The sequence below is a fragment of the Planococcus sp. ISL-109 genome (genome assembly GCF_018613655.1).
Classification (GTDB): Bacteria; Bacillota; Bacilli; order Bacillales_A; family Planococcaceae; genus Planococcus.
This window is the reverse complement of record NZ_JAGGPW010000003.1, coordinates 133,645-157,576: the sequence shown is the minus strand read 5'-3', so window position 1 is coordinate 157,576 and position 23,932 is coordinate 133,645. Positions and strand designations below refer to the sequence as shown.

The 23,932-nt window shown below is 49.0% G+C and carries 24 protein-coding genes; 17 read left to right on the top strand and 7 right to left on the bottom strand.

All coding sequences use genetic code 11. From position 1 onward, the window contains the following. Positions 1-481 precede the first annotated feature (481 nt). Positions 482-1,879 carry a protoporphyrinogen oxidase gene (locus tag J7E21_RS01465; RefSeq protein ID WP_215104078.1) on the top strand — a complete coding sequence of 466 codons (1,398 nt, stop codon included), beginning with the start codon at positions 482-484 and terminating at the stop codon, positions 1,877-1,879. 270 nt (positions 1,880-2,149) lie between these two features. On the opposite strand, the gene J7E21_RS01460 is transcribed toward J7E21_RS01465, so the two are convergent. Then, positions 2,150-3,202 carry a C40 family peptidase gene (locus J7E21_RS01460; RefSeq protein ID WP_215104076.1) on the bottom strand — a complete coding sequence of 351 codons (1,053 nt, stop codon included), beginning with the start codon at positions 3,200-3,202 and terminating at the stop codon, positions 2,150-2,152. Between the two features lie 302 nt (positions 3,203-3,504). Between J7E21_RS01460 and J7E21_RS01455 the strand changes: the two genes are divergently transcribed. The 3 genes from J7E21_RS01455 to J7E21_RS01445 all read left to right on the top strand — a co-directional run bounded on the left by J7E21_RS01455 (position 3,505) and on the right by J7E21_RS01445 (position 6,195). After that, positions 3,505-5,061, top strand: coding sequence for a fatty acid--CoA ligase (locus J7E21_RS01455; protein WP_215104074.1), 1,557 nt, complete (start codon positions 3,505-3,507; stop codon positions 5,059-5,061). Between the two features lie 36 nt (positions 5,062-5,097). Next, positions 5,098-5,496, top strand: coding sequence for a hotdog fold thioesterase (locus J7E21_RS01450; protein WP_215104200.1), 399 nt, complete (start codon positions 5,098-5,100; stop codon positions 5,494-5,496). Positions 5,497-5,640: 144 nt separating this feature from the next. Continuing rightward, on the top strand, positions 5,641-6,195 hold the full coding sequence (locus tag J7E21_RS01445; RefSeq protein WP_251047746.1) for a TetR/AcrR family transcriptional regulator: 555 nt from the start codon (positions 5,641-5,643) through the stop codon (positions 6,193-6,195). Positions 6,196-6,238: 43 nt separating this feature from the next. Here J7E21_RS01445 and J7E21_RS01440 read toward each other — a convergent pair whose 3' ends face one another. Beyond that, complete coding sequence (locus J7E21_RS01440; protein WP_251047745.1) at positions 6,239-6,742, bottom strand: methylated-DNA--[protein]-cysteine S-methyltransferase; 504 nt, start codon at positions 6,740-6,742, stop codon at positions 6,239-6,241. A gap of 127 nt (positions 6,743-6,869) precedes the next feature. On the opposite strand from J7E21_RS01440, the gene J7E21_RS01435 reads away from it, so the two are divergent. The 8 genes from J7E21_RS01435 to J7E21_RS01400 all read left to right on the top strand — a co-directional run bounded on the left by J7E21_RS01435 (position 6,870) and on the right by J7E21_RS01400 (position 13,810). After that, positions 6,870-7,013 (top strand): hypothetical protein, encoded by a 144-nt coding sequence (locus J7E21_RS01435; protein WP_215104067.1) that lies wholly within the window; start codon positions 6,870-6,872, stop codon positions 7,011-7,013. A 117-nt stretch (positions 7,014-7,130) separates the two neighbouring features. Then, positions 7,131-8,072: a hypothetical protein gene (locus J7E21_RS01430; protein ID WP_215104065.1), complete on the top strand. Its 942-nt coding sequence runs from the start codon at positions 7,131-7,133 to the stop codon at positions 8,070-8,072. Positions 8,073-8,198: 126 nt separating this feature from the next. Continuing rightward, entirely contained in the window at positions 8,199-9,863 is a 1,665-nt protein-coding gene (locus J7E21_RS01425) for a formate--tetrahydrofolate ligase (RefSeq protein WP_215104063.1), read from the top strand. Further along, the gene (locus J7E21_RS01420; RefSeq protein WP_215104061.1) at positions 9,863-10,084 is read left to right on the top strand and encodes a hypothetical protein; all 222 of its coding nucleotides are present in this window, start codon (positions 9,863-9,865) and stop codon (positions 10,082-10,084) included. The genes J7E21_RS01425 and J7E21_RS01420 overlap by 1 nt, the downstream gene beginning before the upstream one ends. A gap of 129 nt (positions 10,085-10,213) precedes the next feature. Then, positions 10,214-11,506, top strand: a complete 1,293-nt coding sequence (locus J7E21_RS01415) for a DUF4139 domain-containing protein (protein ID WP_215104059.1) — start codon at positions 10,214-10,216, stop codon at positions 11,504-11,506. 15 nt (positions 11,507-11,521) lie between these two features. Then, complete coding sequence (locus J7E21_RS01410) at positions 11,522-12,019, top strand: TspO/MBR family protein (protein ID WP_215104057.1); 498 nt, start codon at positions 11,522-11,524, stop codon at positions 12,017-12,019. Positions 12,020-12,248: 229 nt separating this feature from the next. Continuing rightward, a complete protein-coding gene (locus J7E21_RS01405) occupies positions 12,249-13,220 on the top strand; it encodes a proline dehydrogenase family protein (RefSeq protein ID WP_215104054.1) in 972 nt (323 codons plus the stop codon). 179 nt (positions 13,221-13,399) lie between these two features. Further along, positions 13,400-13,810, top strand: coding sequence for an acyl-CoA thioesterase (locus J7E21_RS01400; protein WP_215104052.1), 411 nt, complete (start codon positions 13,400-13,402; stop codon positions 13,808-13,810). A gap of 126 nt (positions 13,811-13,936) precedes the next feature. Here the strand turns inward: J7E21_RS01400 and J7E21_RS01395 are convergent, their stop codons facing one another. Continuing rightward, positions 13,937-14,932 carry an alpha/beta hydrolase gene (locus J7E21_RS01395; RefSeq protein WP_215104050.1) on the bottom strand — a complete coding sequence of 332 codons (996 nt, stop codon included), beginning with the start codon at positions 14,930-14,932 and terminating at the stop codon, positions 13,937-13,939. Positions 14,933-15,134: 202 nt separating this feature from the next. Between J7E21_RS01395 and J7E21_RS01390 the strand changes: the two genes are divergently transcribed. Continuing rightward, positions 15,135-15,875, top strand: coding sequence for a hypothetical protein (locus tag J7E21_RS01390; RefSeq protein ID WP_215104048.1), 741 nt, complete (start codon positions 15,135-15,137; stop codon positions 15,873-15,875). A gap of 66 nt (positions 15,876-15,941) precedes the next feature. Then, positions 15,942-16,880 (top strand): ring-cleaving dioxygenase, encoded by a 939-nt coding sequence (locus J7E21_RS01385; protein ID WP_215104046.1) that lies wholly within the window; start codon positions 15,942-15,944, stop codon positions 16,878-16,880. A gap of 51 nt (positions 16,881-16,931) precedes the next feature. Here J7E21_RS01385 and J7E21_RS01380 read toward each other — a convergent pair whose 3' ends face one another. Next, positions 16,932-17,843 carry a proline dehydrogenase family protein gene (locus J7E21_RS01380; protein WP_215104044.1) on the bottom strand — a complete coding sequence of 304 codons (912 nt, stop codon included), beginning with the start codon at positions 17,841-17,843 and terminating at the stop codon, positions 16,932-16,934. 377 nt (positions 17,844-18,220) lie between these two features. Between J7E21_RS01380 and J7E21_RS01375 the strand changes: the two genes are divergently transcribed. Next, positions 18,221-19,636 carry a hypothetical protein gene (locus J7E21_RS01375; RefSeq protein WP_215104042.1) on the top strand — a complete coding sequence of 472 codons (1,416 nt, stop codon included), beginning with the start codon at positions 18,221-18,223 and terminating at the stop codon, positions 19,634-19,636. Positions 19,637-19,746: 110 nt separating this feature from the next. Continuing rightward, on the top strand, positions 19,747-21,048 hold the full coding sequence (locus tag J7E21_RS01370) for an acetamidase/formamidase family protein (RefSeq protein WP_215104040.1): 1,302 nt from the start codon (positions 19,747-19,749) through the stop codon (positions 21,046-21,048). A 63-nt stretch (positions 21,049-21,111) separates the two neighbouring features. Here J7E21_RS01370 and J7E21_RS01365 read toward each other — a convergent pair whose 3' ends face one another. Next, on the bottom strand, positions 21,112-21,669 hold the full coding sequence (locus J7E21_RS01365) for a shikimate kinase (RefSeq protein ID WP_215104038.1): 558 nt from the start codon (positions 21,667-21,669) through the stop codon (positions 21,112-21,114). Positions 21,670-21,809: 140 nt separating this feature from the next. Between J7E21_RS01365 and J7E21_RS01360 the strand changes: the two genes are divergently transcribed. Then, positions 21,810-22,847, top strand: coding sequence for a lactonase family protein (locus J7E21_RS01360; protein ID WP_215104036.1), 1,038 nt, complete (start codon positions 21,810-21,812; stop codon positions 22,845-22,847). Positions 22,848-22,871: 24 nt separating this feature from the next. On the opposite strand, the gene J7E21_RS01355 is transcribed toward J7E21_RS01360, so the two are convergent. Then, complete coding sequence (locus tag J7E21_RS01355) at positions 22,872-23,201, bottom strand: hypothetical protein (RefSeq protein WP_215104034.1); 330 nt, start codon at positions 23,199-23,201, stop codon at positions 22,872-22,874. After that, positions 23,198-23,785, bottom strand: a complete 588-nt coding sequence (locus J7E21_RS01350; RefSeq protein ID WP_251047744.1) for an SCO family protein — start codon at positions 23,783-23,785, stop codon at positions 23,198-23,200. Before J7E21_RS01350 ends, J7E21_RS01355 begins: the two co-directional genes overlap by 4 nt. Between the last annotated feature and the right edge of the window lie 147 nt (positions 23,786-23,932).

Here is a 23,932-nt window from a genome sequence, read left to right as displayed (position 1 = left end):
TAAGCTCAGCTTCCCTTCGCGCATTCATTCCTTGCGGGGTCTCGGCTGACTCGCTTTCCCGCGGTAAGGGTGTTGCCCGACCTTGCGAGGGCAATCCTTTGCGACGCAGTGCGCAGCACGGTTTTCTCCGTAGTTTTGCTACATATCTGTTTGTTCGCAAATTGTTAGTGTTCAAGTAGTAGTGATAATTCACTGATATTTCTTTAGTTCAAAATATATAGAAACAAAGGTTAAGAATGGGATTTCACTACATTTCGTAAAACAGCTGCGAGAAAAGATTTGCTCAGTAAACTTCGCTCATTCATTCCTTGCGAGGTAGTGCGTAGCATTATTGAGCAGTACGGGTTTCTCCGCTGTTTTGCTTCATTTCTTAATCAAGGCGTCGAAAAAATAGAAGTAGATTGTTTACCTATTATTAAATAGTTTCGTTTATTGATAAGTCGTATTTCTTTAGTTTGATATATAGCAAGGAGTGGTTCGGATGAAGAAAGCTGTGGTCATCGGCGGGGGTATTACAGGCCTTTCGGCGATGCATTATTTGGAGCAGATGAAAAAGCAACATGGGCTTGAGTTGGAATTGGAGCTTGTTGAAAAAGATGCACAACTTGGCGGGAAAATCCGTACGGTTCAAAAAGGCGGATTCACAATGGAGGTCGGCGCAGATTCCATCGTCGCTCGCCATGCAAGCGTATTGCCGCTCGTAGAAGAACTCGGTCTTAATGAGAGGATGGTCTATAACGGGACGGGCATTTCCTATTTGTATACTGATAATAAATTGCATGCCATTCCGAAAGATACGGTATTCGGCATTCCAATGGACCGGGAAGCGCTGTTCAGTTCGACACTCGTTTCGGATGAGGGAAAAGAGCGGGCAATGAAAGACTTTGAAACTACTAATGACCGCTTTACAAAAGATAGTTCGATCGGGGAATTTCTCGAAGCGTTTCTCGGCAAAGAACTTGTAGACCGCCAGATTGCCCCTGTGCTGTCGGGTGTTTACTCGGGTTCTTTGCGCGAGTTGCCATTGGCGTCGACATTGCCGTATTTGATCGATTACAAAAAGGACTACGGCAGCATCATCAAAGGATTTGAAGCGAACAAAGAAACATTCCAAGGTGCGGCCAATAAAAAATTCATTTCGTTTGACGAGGGGATGGCTGTGCTGATCGACCGCTTGGAAGAACAAATGGAAACGGCGCGCATCCGTAAAGGAACCGAGACGACCGCTTTAGAGAAAGCAGGCGGGCGCTATAAATTGAGCTTTTCTGATGGGACGTCGACCGAAGCGGATTATGTCGTACTTGCGGTTCCACATCAAGCAGCCCAAGCGCTAGTGAAAGATGAAACCTTGAACACGGAGTTCGACCAATTGCTGAACTCCTCGCTTATCAGCGTGTACCTGGGGTATGACCTTCCAGATGAGCAATTGCCGGCAGACGGCACTGGTTTTATCGTGTCAGAAGGAAGCGACCTTGTGTGCAATGCCTGCACGTGGACGAGCCGTAAATGGCCGCACACCTCTGCGCAACACAACTTATTGGTGCGTTTATTCTATAAGAGCTCCAATCCGGCATACAGCGAGTTGCAAGATAGCCCGGATGCAATAATCGCCAGTAAAGCCAAAGCAGACATTAAAAAAAGTTTAGGCATTGAAGAAGAGCCTTCGGTAATCGAGGTGACACCGTGGAATGAACTCATGCCGAACTACCACATGGGCCATAAAGCAGTGATTACATCACTTGAAGCCCGTCTTGCAGCAACCTATCCGGGAATTCACCTGGCGGGTTCTTCCTATTACGGTGTAGGGATCGGCGCATGCATTCAAAATGGCAAAGATTTAGCTGAACAAATTGCACAAGCAACGAACGAAGGTCGATAAAAGCTTGCACGGATTTTTCCGTGCAAGTTTTTTTTGTTTAGCGCAATAAAAATCCCTTTGGCTTAATGTGAAAGGCCGACCAAGCGAGGCTGCGGAACAGTTGACGATGAAACAGCAAACATCCTCACGGCTGACTAACTAAGCCCTCGAAAAATTTTCCGCAAAAAAACTCCGGATTTCTCCGGAGCTATCTTTTATCCCGCTTTAACGGCCGATTGGATTAACTAACAATCAGTAGGGATGAAAACCCCTACTGATTGAAGTTTCTCTTTATCTCATGGCGTTTAGGCGTTTGAAGCTGTCGAAATGCTTGCCCCAATAGCTATCGTTCAAGCTGGTTATTTGAACACGGTTTCCGCCGGCGTGGATAAAGCTATTGTTGCCGATGAAAATGCCGACGTGTGAAATGCCGGGGCGGTATGTGTTCTTGAAGAAGACGAGATCGCCCGGTTGTGGTGAGCTGACAGTGAATGAGCTTGCGTAATAGCCGATTGTGTTCGTGCGCGGAATGGTGATGCCTGCACGGTTGTAAACGTAGAAGAGATAGCCGCTGCAATCGAAGCCGCTCGTTGTCGATCCGCCCCAAGTGTAAGGAACGCCAAGTTGTGTTCTGGCGATAGAGATTACTTGGCCAGCCTTAGAAGCAGCGGGAGCGGGGTTTGAAACTTGTACAGGAGCCGGTGCAGCTGCCGCGCCGCCTTGGATTCTCAATGTTTGCCCTACACGGATAGTGCTTGAGTTCAAGTTGTTCCAGCTCATCAATTGAGCGACGGAAACATTATAGCTTCTGGAAATTTTGCTTAGCGTATCGCCCCCGACTACGCGGTATGTACTGGTTGCTGACTTCGGTGCTGGTGCAGTTGCGGTTGGTGCGGGCTTCGGTGCGGGCGCTGAGACGACGACTTGTGCAGTTCCGGAAACTTTAAGTTTTTGTCCAGGATGGATAATGGATCCGTTAATGTTGTTCAATTGCTGAATTTTAGCTGCAGTTGTCGAATAGTTGCGCGCGATGCTGGATAAAGTATCGCCAGCTTTAACTGTATAGGTGCCTGTTCGTGCGGGTGCTGAAGCAACGGGAGCAGATGGTGCGGGTGTGCTTGCCGCAGCGGGTGAAGCCAAACGCAGTACTTGGTTCGGATAGATGGCGTCTGAACTTAATTTGTTCCAGCTTTTCAAGCTAGTGACGGATACGTGGTTGCTTGCCGCCACCTTCCATAATGTGTCGCCTGGTTTGATTGTATATGAACTGGCCTCTGTATCCGCAGCCCCAAGTGCTAAAGACAATACCCCTGCCGCGATTGCCGTCCCCATCAACTTCTTCATGCTCATTCCCCTTTTGGTTTCAGCGCTTGCAATATTTCTTGCGCAATTTTATTTAAGTGTATTCAGTTTCACGAATATAGGCAATAAGTTTTATATTACATTTGTGTTACAAAATAAAAAGTCATAATAAAGAGTTTTATTTTGGTTATAAAAACCTTTGTGGAAATGATTTCTTTTAACTTAAAGGTGAGTGAGGTGAAATAGCTGCTCCATTAAAAGAATTGTTGAAATATTTGTTCTAATCTGACATTATTGAAGTAGTTTCATGATGAACGTCCATTCAGTTAAGGGAGGAAAAAAGAATGTATGCGACACTCGGGAAAATATTCGACCATACTGTTTCCTTGCACCCCAACCGTGAAGCGTTAGTTGATTTGCGGAGAAATAAGCGCTGGACATATGTGCAGTGGCGGGACGATGTGCACCGCTTAGCGAATGCACTGACGGCAGCGGGCGTAGCAAAAGGCGACCGTGTTTCTACGTATCTTTTTAATAACCATGAACTAGCGACGGCGCTATTTGCATGTGCCAAAATCGGCGCGATTTTCAATCCGATCAACTTCCGCCTGAAAGCAGAAGAGCTGGCGTTTATTTTAGAAGATGCCAAACCGGAAGTGGTGTTGTTCGAAGGTGTGCTGGATGGCGTCGTCGCGGTCGTCGCACCGCAATTTCCGGCTATACAGTTCTGGACAATCGATGAGCGGACTCCGGATTTTGCGAAGAGTTTTCATGAGCAAATTGAATCAGCTTCGACCGATGATCCAGGTGTTGAAGTCGATGAGAAGGATACGTATGCAATTATGTATACGAGCGGAACGACGGGGCGGCCGAAAGGCGTAATCCATCGGCACCGGAGTATGGCCGAACAGAGCATGATGTGCATCGCGATGCTCAAGACGACGAAAAACGATATCGGTTTGGTGGCAGCCCCGATGTTCCACTGCGCGGAGCTGCATTGCAATATTATTCCACGCGTACAGGCAGGGGCATCGAGCATCATCATGCACCAATTCGATCCGCTTCTAGCGCTGGATACGATTGAGAAAGAAAAAGTGACGGTCATGTTCGCGGTTCCGACCATGTGGAGCATGATCGCTGAAATCGAGGGAGCACAGCAGAAAGTCAGAAGTTTGACACGCGGTCTTTACGGTGCAGCTCCGATGGCTCCGGTTCTCGTAAAACGTGTCAAAGAAGTGCTGGGCATTAATTTGATCCAGGCATATGGCCAGACAGAAATGGGTCCGGCAATTACGTTCTTGTCGGAGGAAGACCAATTAACGAAAGCCGGTTCAGCCGGACAGGCAGCCTATAACCACGAAATCCGCATCGTCCGCCCGAATGAAGACGGGCCGTCAGAACCGGAGGACGTTATGGCACCATTTGAAGTCGGGGAAATCATCGTTCGCGGACCGAGCATGATGGTAGGGTATTTCCAGCGCGAAGATGCGACGGAGAAATCGTTGTATAAAGGCTGGTACTATTCGAGTGATTTAGGTTATATGGATGAAGACAGCTATTTATATGTCGCCGACCGCGTCGATGATATGATCATCAGCGGCGGAGAAAATATTTATCCGCGCGAAGTGGAAGATGTGCTCCACGGACATGACAAAGTGCAGGACGTAGCGGTGCTCGGCGTGCCGGATGAGAAATGGGGCGAGTCGGTGCTGGCGTTCGTCGTAGCGAAAGATCCGTCGCTGACAGAACAAGATCTGGAAGAGTTTTGCGTCAACAACGAAAACCTTGCCCGCTACAAGCGGCCGCGGTCCTACCGTTTTGTCGAAGAGCTGCCGCGCAATGCGAGCGGAAAAATCCAGAAATTCCTGCTGCGGGAGCAATATAAAGAGTTGTCGCCTTAAAAAGGCAAAGGCGCTAAGAAAAGAGGGGACACAATGGTGAAGATGAAACCGGTGGAAGAAACGATCATGGGGGTGCTTGGCATTGAACTGACCGAGCAGTCGGCTGAGCGGATTGTCGCGACGATGCCTGTGCATGCGGCGACGCACCAGCCATTCGGGTTATTACACGGGGGAGCATCGGTCGTTCTGGCTGAAACAGTAGCAAGCTTCGGGACCTGGCACGCCATCGACCGGGAAAATGAGATTGCGGTCGGACTGGAAATCAATGCCAATCACATTCGGGGTAAGAAAGACGGCATGGTAACAGCAGTCGGAACGCCGCTTCACAGAGGTCGCACCACGATGATTTGGGACATCAAAATAGTCGATGAAGAAGAACGGCTGATTTGTGTGTCGCGCTGCACAGTAGCCATCGTTAAAAAACCAGCTGAATGATTGATAAGGCCGGGCCTGAAATGGGGACCCGGCCTTTTGCTCGCCTCATTTTTGGTCTGTCTGAAGCTTCTATCATGCTATAATAGCCATACAATAGAACGCTGGTTTTCAGAAAGGCAGTGACGGGGTTTGAAAAGGGAAATCATGCGAAAAAGCATCGCGCTATTTGTCGACAAAGGCTATAGCGCAACGTCCATTCAAGATATTGTCGATGCCCTCGGGGTAACGAAAGGATCGTTTTACTATCATTACAAAAGTAAAGAAGCACTGTTGATGGATATCCACCAGCAATACATTGACGAGTTGCTCACGCGCCAGAAAACGATTTTGCAGACCGAGGCGGCGGCGAAAGAAAAATTAGCGGAGATGGTCCACTTATTGATCGGCGATATGGAAAAACAAGGCCCGATTGCCAATGTCTATTTCCGTGAGCTGCGCCATTTAAAAGAGGAAAACGCCCAAGCGATCCGCACGAAACGAGCCGAGTTCCGGGAACAGATCGAAGCGGTGCTGGCAGAAGGAATCGGGGGCGGGGAATTCCGCCGGGAGCTGAATCCGAAAATGATTGCTTTTGCGGTGCTCGGCGTGACCAATTGGAGCTATCAATGGTTCCAGCCGGGAGGCGATTTGACGACTGCGGAGCTTTCAGAGTTGTACATCGACTTTATCCTCCACGGCATCATGCCCCCGCAAAAATAAAAAGCCGTCATCCGCTCGTTTGCGGATGGCGGCTTTTGGGCGTTCAGCGTTGTTCCATTTCCAGTAAATGGTGCTTTAAGGGCATGCCGCCCCGGAAGCCGGTGACATCGCCGCTTTTGCGGATTACCCGGTGGCATGGGACGAAAATCAGGAGCGGGTTGGCGCCGACGGCAGATCCGGTTGCGCGGACAGCTTGCGGCTTGCCGACACTTGCGGCAAGTTCGGAATAGGAAATGGTTTGGCCGTGAGGGATTTTTTGCAATGCTTGCCAAATTGCTCGCTGAAAATCGGTGCCTTCAGTATCGAACGGCAAGGAAAAACGTTCAGGAGATCCCATCAGCAAGGCTTCGAGTGACTCTTTGTAGTCTTTGAGCGCTTCCGGATCATGAATGAACTCCGCCTCTGGAAAGCGCTTCTGGCAATAGCGTTCGAGTTCTTCAAAGCCTTCCCCGGGAGAACCGACATAGCACAGGCCGCGTTTGGTGCTGGCAATCGCGAGCCGAAAGTCGCATTGGGCGGCATACGCCCAGTGGATGGTTTCTGTCATAGCGATCATCCTTCCGTATCTTTTCTTTAAGTATACTCTCGATCGGAGTGGATTTCAGCAAGCAGATTTCCTGTTTGAGCTTTTGATTAACGGGAATACGAGAGGTAAGACATAAGGAGGGATCTACATGGCAAGAGACAAAAACAAAGAAAGACTGGAAGAAGAGCGCCGCGAGCAGGAGTTGCGTGAAGAACAACAGGCTTTTAAGGAAAATGCCAGAAACCTCGACGAACAGAATCGCATGACAGATACACAAAATCAACAGAAATGAGCCATCCAGCAAGACGAGCCTGCCCACCAGACCAATCTGGTGGGCAGGCTTTTTTCACTATCCGCACAGTCGTGGTAGTATGATACATAATACTTTTCTAAGAGGGAGTGGTTTTTTATGTTCAACACCCTTGAACAATTGATGGAAGAAAAAGGCTTAGAAAGCAAACGTTCTGTAGCGTGGAAAAAGATCGGCGAAACAGAGCGGTTGTCGGAGCGCTTTCTGACCGACAATGCCCGCAATATCCACTGGCAGCTTGTCTCCAAGCATCAAGCGTTGTCAGAGGCGTTCATCCGGCACAATAGCCATCTCCTGTACTGGGACGAAATTCTCCGCCACCAGCAAGTGTCGGAAGGTTTTCTGGAAGAGTTTTCGTCTGAGGAAAAATGGCGCCCGAAAGAAACTCAGCTGTCCCCGAAGCAAGTGAAAGCATTGCAAGCATATGGTAGTCCGTTTGATGAACGGGAATACTGGCAGCTTGTCTCCGGCAAGCGCCTATCCCCCCGCTTCATCGAGCGCCATCAGGATGAGCTTGACTGGGATGTGCTCAGCAACCACCAGCAACTGCCGATGTCGTTGATCAACCGGCATGCCGAAAAAGTCGACTGGCTCGCCGTTACACGGGGACAGACATTGACAGAACGCTTTATCGAAAAATATAGAGGGCAAGTAGAGTGGGGGACGATTTCGTTTCACCAAGAGTTATCGGAGCGCTTTATCAACCGCCATGGCGACAAAATGGCTGTGATTTCAGCGGAACAGCCGCGCTCACAAGCATTCCTCTACATGCATTTGGAGAAGATGGATCCGGAAATGATTCTCGCTTGCCAAAGAATCGACGTGGCCAAGCAGTATGAAGCGTTTAAGGTATACAGCATTTCCCGCAATAGCCGAAAAAAATACATCGTGGAATTCAATCAATACGATGGGCCGGATTTTCCGCGCTTTCTAAAGCTCGATGATGACGGTTTGTATGATTTGTTGGAAGAGTACGGGCTACAGGGAAAAGTCGAAGAGGACTTCCCGGAACTCCTAGTTATCGAAGAAATGCGCTTTTAAAGACTACGCACCTGAGAAATCAGGTGCGTTTTTAATTTGTCATCTAGCTTATGGAAAGAAGGGCAGGTTGGTGTTTTTCTTCAGCGGGGTTATAATGGGAAGAAAAATTGAAAGTTGGGAAAATGCATGGCGATGACGGATTTGATGATTGCAAAACGAGCGGCTATCCGGCCGATCCAGGAAATTGCGCAGCAAGCAGGGATTGCGGAAGACGCTTTGGAATTATACGGGAAATATAAAGCGAAAATCGATGTGACAAAATTGCAGAAGACGACCACTAAAGGGAAAGTCGTGCTCGTTACGGCAATCAGCCCGACACCGGCAGGCGAAGGGAAATCGACAGTGACGGTCGGTCTTGCTGATGCTTTGAAAAGAAGCGGTGAGTCGGTCATGGTGGCGCTCCGCGAGCCTTCTCTCGGACCCGTCATGGGGGTTAAAGGCGGCGCAACGGGCGGCGGCTACGCACAAGTGCTGCCGATGGAAGACATCAACCTTCATTTCACTGGTGACATTCATGCCATCACCTCAGCCAACAACGCGCTGGCGGCATTAATTGATAACCATCTGCATCAAGGCAATCTGTTGCGGATTGACCCGCGGCGGATTACGTGGAAGCGTGCACTCGATATGAATGACCGTGCGCTGCGCCATGTGACGATTGGTCTTGGCGGCCCGGCACAAGGCGTTCCGCGCGAAGATGGATTTGACATTACGGTCGCTTCGGAAATTATGGCAGTGCTGTGTCTCGCCACTTCACGAGCGGATTTGAAAGAGCGCCTCGCGCGCATGGTCATCGGCTACACTTACGACCGCGAACCGGTGACAGTCCGGGACTTGGAAGCGCAGGGAGCGCTCGCACTTTTGTTGAAAGATGCATTCAAGCCGAATCTTGTCCAGACAATCGAAGGGACACCGGCAATCATTCACGGCGGACCGTTCGCGAACATCGCCCATGGCTGTAATTCCCTGATGGCGACTAATACGGCGAGAAGCCTAGCTGATGTCGTCGTAACTGAAGCGGGATTCGGGGCGGATCTTGGCGCAGAGAAATTCATGCATATTAAATCACGAATAGGCGGCTTTCATCCGGATGCGGTCGTCATCGTTGCAACGGTGCGTGCGCTGAAGATGCACGGCGGTGTTGATAAAACAGAACTCAGCGGCGAAGATGCGGATGCCGTGCGACGCGGCATCGTCAACTTGGCGAAACACGTGGAAACCATCCGTCAATTCGGGATTGAGCCGGTCGTCGCATTGAACCGCTTCACGGGTGATAGCGAAGCTGAGCTTGCGCAAGTGATGAACTGGGCAGAAACGGAACGAGTGGCGATTGCGCTGACGGAAGTATGGGGAAAAGGCGGCGCTGGCGGACTTCAATTGGCGGAACTCGTCAAACGCCAACTTGAAAGAGGCGCAGATTTCACTTATTTATACGCAGAGGAAGACTCGGTCGAAGAAAAGCTGCGGACCATCGTGCAGAAAGTTTACGGCGGCGCGGATGTTCAGCTGACGGATAAGGCGCAGAAGCAATTGGCTGAGCTAAAGAAATACGGCTGGGATTCATTGCCAATCTGCATGGCGAAGACCCAGTATTCATTATCGGATCAGCCGAAACTGCTCGGGCGGCCGGAAGGCTTCACGGTGACGATCCGTGAATTGATCCCGAAACTCGGAGCAGGCTTCATCGTCTGTTTAACCGGTGATATTATGACGATGCCAGGACTTCCCAAAACTCCCGCTGCACTCAATATGGACGTCTCAGAAGACGGGCAAGCGCTCGGACTATTCTAATGAAGACGACGGTTCAAATTATGGATTATGTAGAGCGGGAGCAATCGCTCTACATTCAGCTGACTGTCATAGACGGTGAGACCGAAAAACAAGCCATCGGCGAAGTGCGCTTCTTGGGCGACTTGTTGTACGGTGAATTGATCCATGAAAAGAAGTCGCCGCTGACGGAACAGGCGCGCATGGAAACGATTGTTTATTTAAAAGCTCATTTCGGAAGATGATTTCCGGAGTGGGTTTTTTCTTTTTTCATAACTGAATATTCAATTAATAATGGGTGGGTCCGTGTCAAATGTGCTAAGGTAAAAGAAATAGCATAGGATGAATAGTCGATTCAAAAAGGAGCGGTTGTCATGAAACTGCAGTCTGCACGGCGTCAGCAAAAAAACTTGTCGGTGGTAGCCTACACTGGAGGATTCGCACTGGTCCGGGAAATGAGATATTTAAAATCAGAACAAGCGGTGGAAGAAGTGCAATTTATGGACGTCGCAGAACGGGTAGAGACGGATTCGATTGTCGTTAAAGGCCTTGATATCCTGGAGCAGAACTACGATTACGATTTAATCAGCAAAGGGAAGCTATTGGAACGCTATATCAACCGGAATGTGCATGTGCGAAATGCCGAAACCGGGGAGGAAATGGAGATACGTTTGCTCAGTGTAGCGGAATGCATCATCGGCGAACGGACCGATACGAAAGAAATCGTCGTTGATCCTATAGGCGAGTTGATTCTTCCGGCATTGCCCGAAGGCCTGCTATTGAAGCCCGCACTCATATGGAAAATTGAACCTGCCTTACTGGACCAGGAAATCATGGTTTCGTATTTAACGAAAAGCTTGGAATGGCATGCCCATTACACATTGGAGATCAAAGACGAGCAATTCCAATTTGACGGCTGGGTGAAAATCCTTAACCATAGCGGAGCGCATTATGAAAATGCGCAGCTTGCGTTAGTGGCAGGCGTGGTGCACAGGGAAGAAGAAATGCGTAATGGCGATTCACGGATCTTATATTCACGGATGCAAGCTCCGTCAATTGCAACGGAGTCGTTGCCCGAGCGGTTTGTTTACCGGATCGGCCGGCCGGTCACGGTAATGAATGAGCAGCTAAAGCAATTGGCGCTTTTATCGGCTAGGGGCAGTGATTTCAAGCGGACCTATCATATACGTGCTGGCGATACATACGCCAAGGTCGAGCTGGAGTTTCCGAATACTGAAGAAAACGGCCTCGGCATGCCACTGCCGGAAGGGTTGGTGAAGGTGTACGAATCTGGAGATTTCGGTGAAGTATTTTTCACAGGGGAAGATCATATCGACCACACCGCAGTCAGCAAAAATGTACGCGTCGATATCGGCAAAGCACTCGATATCGAAAGCAAAAGCTATGAAAAACTACGCGAAAAGCATGGGGTCCATGAATACATCACTTATGTGTACGAGCTCGAGAACAGGAAAGTGGGCAGCACCCGGGTTTTTGTCAACCATGCCATTTATGAGCGGGTATGGGAGATGGAATCTTCTACTCATGACTATGAACGTCAAAGCAGCTCGGAAGTGGAATTTATCATCCGGGTCCAGCCGGCAACGACCGTTGAATTGGAATTCACCTATAAAGTCGACAAACGTGCTGAAGAACGAGTCTATTAGAAGGAGGAGAGCAATATGGAAGTTGCATCAGTCAATGGGCGTATACACGCCAAAAACCTGGCTAAAAGCATCCTGATTCCGGTCGTCGGCGGATCGATCGTCGGTGCGCTCGCAAACCGAAATACGCGCGAACAATACCGGCGCTTGAAAAGCCCGTCGTTTGCGCCGCCCGGGTGGATCTTTCCTATCGTTTGGACAAGCCTTTATAAAATGATGGGCGTCGCGAAATACCGGGCTGAAGAAAAATCCAAACCGTACGGCAAGGAGCGGGAAGTGCTTGCCCCTTATGAAATCCAGCTCGGCCTCAATTTCTTATGGTCGTTTCTGTTCTTTAAGTGGGAGCTTCGGGGAACGGCGCTCATTGAAATGGCGGTACTCCTCGGTGCGATCACGTGGACGACATATCGGTTTTACCAAGCAGATCACCTGGCTGGCGGTTTGATGATTCCGTATATCGGATGGGTGGCATTTGCGCTCGGATTGAATTATTCGTTCTGGAAGTTGAATAAGTAAGGGGTGAAAGTGACGGACACCTTGGAAATCTCCGGCCATTTCGCCACTTTTGTCCATTTTTTGACCTGTTTTAGAAAAAGTATTTTAAACACTGCAAACTGTGAAAAAATTATGATGCATAGTGAAGCGAAAAAGACTACAATGAATGGTGTTGACAACGTTCGAGGCATGGCCTTTTTTGGGACTGTTGAAAATCAACGCAGTTGAATGGTATCAGGAGGGGAAACCAATGTTAAAAGATGTGTTTATCGGCTTGTCTCAAAACCGTCTCCTTACGGCTGCGGCCAAAAAGTACGGCTTGAAATTGGGCGCTCAGACCGTAGTGGCCGGGACCAATATCGAAGAGACCATTAAAAGTATCCGGGACTTGAATGTGCAAGGAATCAGCGCAACAGTAGATAACCTGGGTGAATTCGTATTTGAGAAAGAATCAGCGCTTGACGCGAAAGAAAACATCATGGAAATGATTGAAAGCATCCATACGCATGGTGTCGACGCTCATATTTCCCTGAAACCGACCCAGCTCGGATTGGATATCGACTATGATTTCTGTTTGGAAAACTTAAAAAACATTGTGGCACTAGCCCATAACTATAATATGCATATCAATATTGACATGGAACATTATGGACACGTTCAGTCTTCGTATGATCTTTTGGATGCGCTGACGAACGAGTATGATAATGTCGGAACCGTCATTCAGGCGTATTTCTTCCGTGCGATGGACGATTTGCAGAAACATAAAGATTTGCGCATGCGCATCGTCAAAGGTGCTTACAAAGAGCCGGCGGAAGTGGCCTACCAGACACGCGAAGAAATCGACGAGAACTTCATCAAGCTCATCGAATATCATTTGCTGAATGGGAAGTTCACATCAATCGCGACTCATGATCATAACATCATCAATCATGTCGAGGCTTTTATAAAAGAGCACGATATTTCCTATGATAAATTTGAATTCCAGATGCTTTATGGCTTCCGCAAAGATCTACAGCGGGAACTTGCCAATAAAGGCTATAATTTCTGCACATACGTGCCGTTCGGTGATGACTGGTATGCATATTTCATGCGCCGTCTCGCAGAGCGCCCGCAAAACTTGAATCTCGTCTTCAAGCAAGTGTTCACGAAAAAGAACAATATCGCCATCGGAGCGCTGGCTGGAGCATTCATCCTCGGCCGCGCAACCAAAAAACGCAAGTAAAGAGAAACTTCAATCAGTGGGGGCTTCATCCCCGCTGATTGTTAGTTGATCCAATCGGACTTTTACGGTTGCTCTCCCACTTGAGAAGTGGGAGTCTAACGGACCGTTAAAGCGGGATAAGCAAAAGGCGTCTCTTTCTAGAGACGTCTTTTCTATTCCAGTTGATAAGGAGTGTAGCCATGTATAAAACAACGATCACGCCACGTGTGTCCGAGACGGATGCGGTTGGGCATATCAACAATACGGTTTTGCCGGTCTGGTTCGAAGCGGGGCGCAACCCGCTCTTCGAATTGTTTACGCCGGACCATGATTTCGCAAACTGGAAAATGGTCATCGTCAAAATGACGCTCGAATTTACCGGGCAGATTTATTTCGGCAAAGATGCCGAAGTACACACTTGGGTAGAGCGCATCGGCAATAGCAGCCTGGAATTATACGAAGAGATTTACCAGGAAGAGCGTTTATGTGCAAAAAACAAAGCGGTTTACGTAAACTTCAATTTAGGCGTCCAACAAGCAGAACCGATTCCAGCGGATATCCGTTCAACGCTTGAAGCACATTTGCGGGATCCGGACGAAAAACGGCAATAAAAGGCCATAGCAGGATTTAAGGGGCACGTCGATTTCTCTCGCAAGCAGTCCAAGCATACCGGCACACTTCATTTAACAACAAAAAAGCTGTTCCAACTGCCAAATCGAGGCGGTCGGGACAGCTTTTTATTGTGCCGGCTGGCTTTTTTCAAGCAGGAAGTCGAGTGTTTTACCGAGTGTCTCCTGGCCGTCATTCGTATCTAAAGCGTACTGGTATTCGTGCTTTAAGTTTTTATCCGTATCCCGGAAAAAGACATCGGTGACATCGACGCCCCTAAAGCGCAAGCTATCAGCGAGCGCGACCGATTGCGGTTCGAGCGGATCGGCATCACCTGCTGAAATGAAAACATCGGGATAATCCGATGTCACGTGCTGGATCGTCGACATTTCGTGGATATTGCCGAATGCCTCGAAGCTTTCCGCGCCGGTATAGGCGTTCAAGAAGAAATCGATGTTCGGGAATCCGGAGTCTCGTACGGTTTGCATATCATATAAGCCACAAAACAATAATGCCCCGCGCAATTGTTCTGAAGAAACAGCAGGGGCCAAATTCATCGTTTCAGCAAGAGCCGGGTTGGATTGAAGTGCAGCAAGCTGGCTGGCGATTTGGGCTCCGGCAGAATCGCCGCCGACAAAAATCCGCTTCATGTCACCGCCGTACTGGGCTGCGCTCTGCTGCAGAAACCTCAGCGCTTCATTGGCCTGAATGACGGGACCTGGATATAATTGTCCAGGTGCCAGCGCGTAGTCGATATTGGCGACTAAATAGCCCTCGTTCGCGAGCACCATGCCATAATCTTGGCGGCTATCTTTGGAGCCACCGATAAAGCCGCCGCCGTGGATCCACAACACGACCGGCAGCGGGCCGGTTGCGTCTTTCGGGTAGTAGAAATCCATGAACGCATTGTCGGATTCATGGTAGCGGATATCTTTCACCACTTCTACTTGCGAAACGACTTCTGCAATATTCGGAGGCGGGCTGTAAATAGCCGACCCGATGATCGGCGAGGCCATTGGAGACTCTTCAATATAGCGGTCTGCAAAGACAAACCCTGCCCAAGCGAGCAATACCACTCCAAGCGCACTGATTATTTTTTTATTGGCCAGGTTTTTGCGGTACATGCTCCAACATCCTTTGTGCGGCGAATATGCCGGGATTTCTAATAAGGTAAGTGCTATCTTATCATGTGGCGGATTTGTCCTCAAAGCATTGACTGTCATGAAACTGCAATGCAACTGTAAGGTACAAAGGGTTCGGGTGCTGATAAAGTGGGTATTTAAATGTGAGGCCTTTTGGCTAGTAAAGATCCTGAGGAGGGTTTCAATGTTTGGGTTAAGTGATTTGGTAGCCTTAATTATTTCTGCATTTATTATTTTGCCAGTCGTTGTATTTATTCGAGAATTAGGCTATTTGATCGTTAGTTTCTTGCTTGGCGTAAAAAATCCACGGTTAACGATCGGCTCAGGCCCGCGGGTCTTTAAGGTCGGCATGTTTGATGTGAGGAAATATTATCATTTATATAGTTGGTTTGCTTACGATGATTTAAAGCGGAAAAGCAAATTTGCGTATATTTTATTATATGTGGGGCCGATATTGGCGAATGTCATCGTTGCAGTGGTGGTCAACGCGATGCTCGCAAACGGATTATTGGATGATTACCGGACATTCTGGGACCGCTTCGTATTTTACGGATTTTATTTTGTCTTGTTTGATGCAATACCGATGAAAACCGCGAACGGCATGCCGAATAACGGCATGATCATCTACGAGATGCTGCGCTATGGCAGACGCACCGATCACAACGAGGAGCCGTTTTTGCCTTCAACGACCCAAGTGGAAGAGCAATACGAAGAAGAAATGGAAAAAGTAGATGAACTGAAAGAACAGCAAAAAGAGATAGTCGAAGAGGAGGGTTCGAGTGATTCGGCGGCGCAGCAGGAAAAGGAACTACGTGAAAAAGCCGATATTGAAAGAAGTAAACGTAAAGATAAGAAAGAGTTGAAAGAAGCAGAAGAACTAACGAAAAAACAGCAGAAGGAATGGAAAGACCAACGGCCGGATTAAGCTGCAGAGCGCAGGAACTGGTTGCCGTGATATGATAAGGATATCAAAAAAAGGGAGAGAACACGTATGGGCGAAAAATCAAAAGGCATTCATCACATTACCGCCATTGTTGGAGCAGCGCAGGAAAACACCGATTTTTATGCAGGTGTGCTCGGTATGCGGCTCGTCAAAAAAACGGTGAACTTTGATGATCTAGGCACCTATCATTTGTATTTCGGCAACGACCAAGGCGCTCCCGGAACAATCATGACCTTCTTTCCTTGGGGCAAAGCATATCAAGGGAAAGTGGGCGATGGGCAGGTAGGGGTCACGGCTTTTGCGGTACCAGAAGGCGCGTTAGGGTTTTGGCGCGACCGGCTGGAAGCGCGAAATGTCCAAGTGGAAGAACTCGAACGTTTCGGTGAACTGTATTTGCGCTTTAAAGATCCTCATGGGCTCCAGATTGAGCTTGTCGAGCGCCGGGACGGGGAAGCAAGTGGCTGGTTTGGCGATGGCATCACGGTCGAAACCGCCATTAAAGGCTTTGCCGGAGCTGTCCTCTTTACCGCAAATGCAATGAAAACGGCGGAATTATTGGAAGAGGTCATCGGTTTCACCCGGACAGAAGAGCACGGGGATTATGTCCGATTTGTCTCTGACAGTGCGATCGGCAATGTGCTGGACGTCAAACAGAGCCGCGTTGGAGCAGGGCAGATGGGTGTGGGAACGGTCCATCATATCGCCTTCCGCGCAGACAATGAGGTCGATCAGCTGGAATGGAAAAACCGCGTGGAAGCTTATGGCTTAGGCGTGACGCCGGTGCAGGACCGGAATTATTTCCGGTCGATTTATTTCCGCGAATACGGCGATCTGCTCTTTGAGATTGCGACCGATCCGCCGGGCTTCGCAATTGATGAGCACCCGACAGCGCTTGGTGAAGAGTTGAAATTACCGCAGCAATACGAGCAATACCGCAAGCGCCTCTTGGCGGAGCTGCCGCCTGTTTTTGCGCGGCCGCTCGAATGAAAAATCAAAAAGCAGTTCAGGCACTAATTGCCTGAACTGCTTTATTTTGCTTTAAGATGATTTGGAAACGGCGCCTTTTACCACAAGCTGTATGTTTTGTGGGCGCTCTGCAAGCCTTCTCATAAAATAACCATACCAATCTTCGCCGAACGGGACGTAAGAAGTGACTTGGTAATCAGCTGAAAGCTTTTTCAACAAGTCGGTGCGGAAGCCGTAGAGCATCTGGAACTCAAAGCGGTCTGATGGGATGGCTTGTTCATTGGCATAAGCAATCGCCGCATCAATAATGTGATGGTCATGTGTAGCGATTGAAGTGAATGCAGGTTGGTCAAGGCGCAGCTTGATTAATTTTAGGAAGTTGGCGTCGATTTCTTCCGTCGATTGCAACGCCACTTCTCCGTGTTCTTGATAGGCCCCTTTAACAAGGCGCAGCCTGACATCTTTCAATGCTTCCAAATCTTTTTCCGAACGGTATAAATATGCTTGGATGACGGTCCCGACGCCGTCAAATTCTTTTTGCAAGGCGTGTAGAATATCGAGTGTCGGCTGCAGCCGATCATAATTCTCCATGTCTAGATTGACAAAAATATCATGTTGATCTGCTTCCTCAACAATTTTCCGGATATTTTCAAAGCAGAACTGTTCATCGATCTCGAGTCCGATCTGCGTTAATTTCACGGATAGATGCGCATCTGCGCCAGCGGCTGAGATGGTCTGAAGAGTTTCGATGATTTCGGATGTTGCTTGTTGTGCTTCTGCACGGTTCGTGACGAATTCGCCGAGCCGGTCGATCGTAGCGGCAATGCCATCGTCATTCAATTGCTGGACGGATGCCATCATATTTGGAATATCGGTCCCTGCGACGACTTTCGCAGCCCCAAGTTGAAAGCCCCATTTTTTTGCACCGCTGTTCAGTAGCCGATTATTGGATAATGCGATGAAAAAACTTCTTGTGATCCCCATTACAAGCCCTCCTGTTGAATAATAAATAGATGACAATCCGCCCGGGCGCATCGGTGAAGCTGTGCAGGAACTGCCTAGCTGAAATCGGCCAACGCCAAAATCTTATCGTAGGATTATTCTACGTGTGGTAGAGCATATCATATAAATGACTGAAAATAAAAACAACTGTTGAAAGCACTTGGACGCCTTATAAAAGCCCCTTCCTCTTTTTGGATAGCCGCAAACATATTATCAAAAAAAGTTTTTCTGATAAACGAAAATAGGGATTTTTTTAGTGGAAAGAAAGACACTTCAGCCGCAAGGAGAGCGAAAAACGTGTAAAATAGAGCGTATGTGAAAAATAGGAAATTGCCGAAAAGGCGGAAGGGGGCGTACAGATGAAGACCATCATGTCCAAAGGTTTCACCTTATCTGTGCTGTTTTATGCCATTCTTCATTTTATCCATTTCTTTGCGGCCAATCCGCTGTCTGAAGCGCTTTTGCCGATTGCTGGTTTTTTCAGTTTAGCGTTTGCTTTTGGTGTGTTGCCGCTGCGCAAACTGCAACTGCAAACTTTTCTTGCCGTTACGGCAATCGGCGTTCTAGTAGCGACGAGTGAAACGTTTGTGCAAGATTTGGCGCTGGCGTTTGTGCAGATGAAAAGCCTGATTGCGCTGTTATTGATCGTTCCGATGATCAGTTGGGTACTTAGGGAAGAGCCTTATATAGAAGAAATCATGAGTTTCGGCCACAAGTGGCTGAACAAAAGCCAGACCTTCTATGTCGGTTTGATGGGGATGACCCAAATCATTTCCCATTTCCTGCTGTTCGGGGTCGTGCCGATGATGTACCGGTTTATCGATTCATTTTTGAAAGACTATAAAGACGAAGCGTGGGAAAATTATAAAGGCACCGCCATTTTGCGTGGCTTTGCGCTGTCGACGATGTGGGTCATCAGCATCCCGAGCTTTATCTTTGCGGTCGTGGCACTCGATGCGACGCTTTGGAAATCGATGCTGCTCGGTCTTGGCACTGCGATTGCAGGAACTTTCTTATCCGTGGCGTTCGCCAGGGTCGAAGAAAAACGCTACGGCAAAGATTTTTCAGCAGTGCTCGCGAATGAAATCGATAAGGCGGTGGCGAATTCTCGCAACCCCGGTAGCTGGAATAAAGATGTCGCTGAGTTTTCCTTTTTGTTCATCTCGCTGTTCGGGACGATTTTTGTCATCCATGAATGGACCGGCCTCGACTTTCTCGTCGTCATTCCGCTCGTCATTCTGGTCTGGACGTTCCTATATTTCCTGTTGAAAAAGCGGACGGGCAGCTACGCAAGGGAAGCTTCATTTTATTACAAAGAAGGTGTAGCGAAACAAGCTCAGCAGTTTAGCATTTTGCTGGCAGCCGGTTTGCTCATTTATGCGCTCAACCAATCGGCAGCCGGCGGCTACGTGATTGGCGCGATGAATTATTTGACCGCGCATGTACCGGTTTTGAATCTGTTGTTTTTGATTCCGTTCATCGTCATCTTTCTGGGCTTTATCGGACTCGGGCCACTGCCGGTCATCGTTCTCGTTACGGGTGTCTTGGAATCCGCAGTGTTGCCGTTTCCGCCAGAGCTTGTCGTACTTGCCGTCACATCGGGCAGTGTCATCTCGATCATTTTGTCGCCGTTTGTTATGCCGGTCATTATTTTGAGCAGCGTCAACGGCCTCAGTGGCATCCGTAACGGCCTGCGTTTTAATTGGAAATTTGCGGTCGCTTTTTATGTAATGACCCAATTGTTCGTTCAAACTTTATTCTTTTTCTCCAGTTAAAAACGCCCAAAGAGCCGGTCAGGTTCTTGGGCGTTTTTCGACTCTTCATTGAAAGCTTGATTAATTTGTCATATAATTTAGAAAATACAGAAAAAAGGGGAGATTGTCGAATGCCAGAGAAAGCTGTCGATACCTTATTGGTCAATCGCTATGTCAATGGAGTGCTCGATCCGGAAAAGGAAATGCTAGGCCCTGTGAAAGACGGTGGGCATATTATCGCGCATACGGCGCCAGGGTGTTGGGGGCCGATGATCACCCCGTGCATACGGGGGGGCCATGAAGTCACACAGCCTGTCTATGTAGAAGGTGCAGAGCCGGGCGATGCGATTGTCATCCGCATCAAGTCGGTAGAAGTGACATCTCTTGCGACCGCGTCCGGCAATGACAAGCCGATCGAGGGGCGCTTTCTCGGCGATCCGTTTGTCGCGGTGAAATGTCCTGGATGCGGCACGATGTATCCCGATACGGTGATCAAAGGCGTCGGCAGCGGCGCCATCCGCTGTGCCAATTGCGGAGCAGATGTGAGCCCGTTCGAATTTACAAATGGCTATACGATGACGTTTAGCGACAAAGGCGATGTCGGAATCACCGTATCGAAACAAGCGGCCGAATCAATCGCACAAGATGGCAGAGCATATATGAAAACGCCGGAGCATTCGGTGCAAAATCCGATCGTCACTTTTGCGCCGCATGATTTGGTCGGGACGATTGCCCGCATGCGCCCATTCCTCGGCCAGCTAGGCACGACGCCTTCCCGTCCGACTCCGGATTCGCATAATGCGGGTGACTTCGGGTCGTTTTTAGTCGGCGCTCCGCATGAATATACTAGTACGCAAGAAGAACTCGAAACGCACCGGACGGACGGGCATATGGACATCAGCCGCGTGCGCGCGGGAGCCGTGCTCCTGTGTCCGGTGAAAGTGGAGGGTGGCGGTGTATATTTAGGGGATATGCATGCGATGCAAGGTGACGGGGAAATTGCCGGTCATACCTCTGATGTTTCTGGAATCAGCCACCTTCAAGTACATGTGCTGAAAGGCTTGGGCAATGCCGGTCCGATCTTGTTCCCGAATGTGGAAGATTTACCGTATACCGCAAAACCGTTTACACAAGCAGAAAAAGCGTCTGCGAAAAAGCTTGCCGAACGCTTCGGGATGGAAAGTTTGGAAGAATCGCTTCCGGTTTCTTTCGTCGGCTCGGGCCCGACCTTGAACGATGCCACAGAAAATGGCTTACAGCGCGCAGCCGACTTGTTCGGTGTCACGGTGCCTGAAATCATGAACCGTGCGACGGTCACCGGATCGATCGAAATCGGCCGCCATCCAGGGGTCATCACAGTGACGTTTTTGGCGCCGGAAAGCTATTTGAAAAAAGCGGGCTTGTACGAATTGGCAAAAGCACAATATGAGTAAACGGATAAATGGGAAAACCCCGCCATTCATCGGCTGAATGGCGGGGTTTTCAAAAAAATGCAGTTAATGCTGCGGCGCGTGGATGTCCCACGATAATTTCAGTGAATCTGCCAAATAATCAGCTGCTTCTATGGCTTCATAATCATCAACTTGAAATTGGGAGTGGTTGGCGGAATAGATGGTTTGGCGCTCTCGGAACAGCTGTTCCATCTCTTCAAGCGTCTTGTCTTTAAGGAGCGGCCGACTATCTGTGAGGATTTGGACGCGCTCTTTCCAGGACTCCCAGGAAATATTGAAATGGAGGACGGTGCAATTCGAAAGGCAAATCGTGCGGTTTTCCTCTTGGAGAAAAGCGCCTCCACCGACGGAAATGACCAATAGCGGCTGGCTGGTGAACGTGTGAATCAATTCCTGCTCTTTTTCCCGGAACGTCTTTTCGCCGTGAATACTGAAAATTTCCGGAATCGGCAAGCCGAACGCTTTTTCGATTTCTTCATCGATGTCGACGAAGTCGCGGTATAACCGGCGCGCCAATAATTTGCCGATTGTCGTTTTACCGGAACCCATAAAGCCAGTGCACACAATGCTCTTTTCGCGGATGGATAAAGGAAATCTCAACACGACCACTCTCTTTCTACTATAAATTAAGTAAGTTTCCACTTCACCACTGTAACGCACTGCATCGGTGAATTGAAGGGGGTAAATAAATTAAAGAAGTTAATTTACGCGAAACGTGCGAAGCATAAAAAAGGAGGAATTGGATGAGCAGTGCATACATATTAAGCGGCTCTTACGCGACTGCAGAACAAGCAGGCATCACACTGTGGGAATTGGAGCTGTCGTCAGGAAAATTAACGGAAAAAGCTGCAATCTCAGGTGTCGAACGCCCTTCATTTCTGGCAGTACATCCAACCGGCAGGAGTTTTGTTGCCGTCAGCGAAACTGGAAATGGCGAAGTGATCGCATACTGGATCAACCCGCAATCAGGCGTCATACAAGAACTGAACAGAAAATCGTCAAATGGCGATCATCCGGCTCATGTGGCGATCGATGAGGACGGGCAATGGGCGCTGACGGTCACTTATTCCGGAGCGACTGTGTCGGTTTATCCGCTCCTTGCTGATGGGTCACTTGGTGAGATGGCGGACGTTAAACGTCATGAAGGCAGCGGAGCGGACGCGGCGCGCCAAGATGCAGCCCATCCGCATTCCATTTTCCAATTGCCGGGAACCAATCGCTTTTTCGTCTCTGACCTCGGCATGGACGCGCTCATCCGCTATCGCCTCGATATGCACACAGGGGTGCTTGAACGAGAAGAGCTGGTGAAGACGGCACCAGGCGCCGGCCCGAGGCATATGGCGTTCCACCCAACTGCTCCTTTTGGTTACGGAGTAAATGAGCTGAACTCCACGGTTTCGGTGTATGCGCTGAAAGATAAACAGCTGCAAGAAGTCCAAACGCTGTCGACTTTGCCGAAAGATTATAACGGCGACAATACCGCCGCCGAAATCGCGGTTTCAAGCGATGGCCGGTTTGTGTACGCCTCAAACCGCGGGCACGATAGCTTGGCGGTTTTCCGGATTGAAGACGGCTCATTGAAAGCGGTAGGACATGCAGATGCCGGTGGAGCAGGGCCGCGCCATTTCACGCTGATCAACAATAGCTCGTGGCTCGTGGTGGCGCACGAAAAATCCGGGACCATCTCGACCAAAAAAATCGATGAAAGGGGAATGCCCGGCGAAACGGCACATACCGTGCAAACGACCGAGCCGGTTTGCGTGCGTCCGCTGAAATACTAAAGGCAGAGCCGAAGCCCTGCCTTGTCACCAATCGATTTGCGTTTTTTCCATCAGCCCAAGTTCTTTCAAAAGGCGGACGGCGGGGCTATCCTGGTTGCTCTCAAATGCTTGTTCCGTACATTCCGAATGGGGCGGGTAATTCAATTCCTGCGCTCGGCCAAGTGTCGATTCTTCCAAAAAATTGGTCGGGTCGGAATCATCAAAGCACGACGGTGCGATGAAGGTTCGGTGCGTATGTTCGAGCACGATCCGGCTTTCCGGAGACGGTTCATTTTCCTGAGGCATAAAAAACCACACAACAGCAGCGCCAAGCAGCAGAACGGCGATGGCAACAAAAAGTGTTTTGCGTTTCATCCTTCTGCCTCCTCTAGGAGAATGCCCGCATCGCGGACAATGTCATCGACCGGCGGGTTCAGACCATCATAATCTTTCATGATGACGCCTTCGTGGTCGATCAAGTAAAACGAAGTGCCGTGGATGACTTGTGATTCATTTTCGGGCTTTTGTGCGATAGTCTTGAAATTCTCCAGCGCAAAATCAGCGATTTGATCTTGCGAATAGCCCGTTAGCAGGTGCCAGCTGGATAAATCGACGCCGTAACTTTCCGCATACGATTTCAATGTTTCCGGGGTATCGACGTTCGGGTCTACAGTGAACGAAATGATTTCGACATCCAGGCCTTGTGCCTTCAGCTCTTCTTGGACGCCTTTCATATTCGCCATCATCGGCAGACAGACGGTCGTGCAATTCGTAAAGACGAAATCAGCTAGCCAGACCTTTCCTTCGAGGTCGCTCGATCCGAAATCTTCATTATTATGGTCAGTAAATGAAAACTCTTCTGTTTCCCAGTTTAATGGATCATCGACGCCTTGCCCGCAAGCGGACAAAAACACGACACCAATCAGCAAGAAGCTCAGTAAATAAGTTTGGGCTCGCAAAAAATTCGCGTCCTTTCTTTAGTAAAGCTAGTCTTACTTTAGCCTATTCCAAACGGCGGGCTGGAACAAGCGGTTTGTTTGAAGAAAGTATGAAGACATTGCGACAGTTAGCCCATTTTGTGGAATTTTTTAGGAGTACCCGGAACC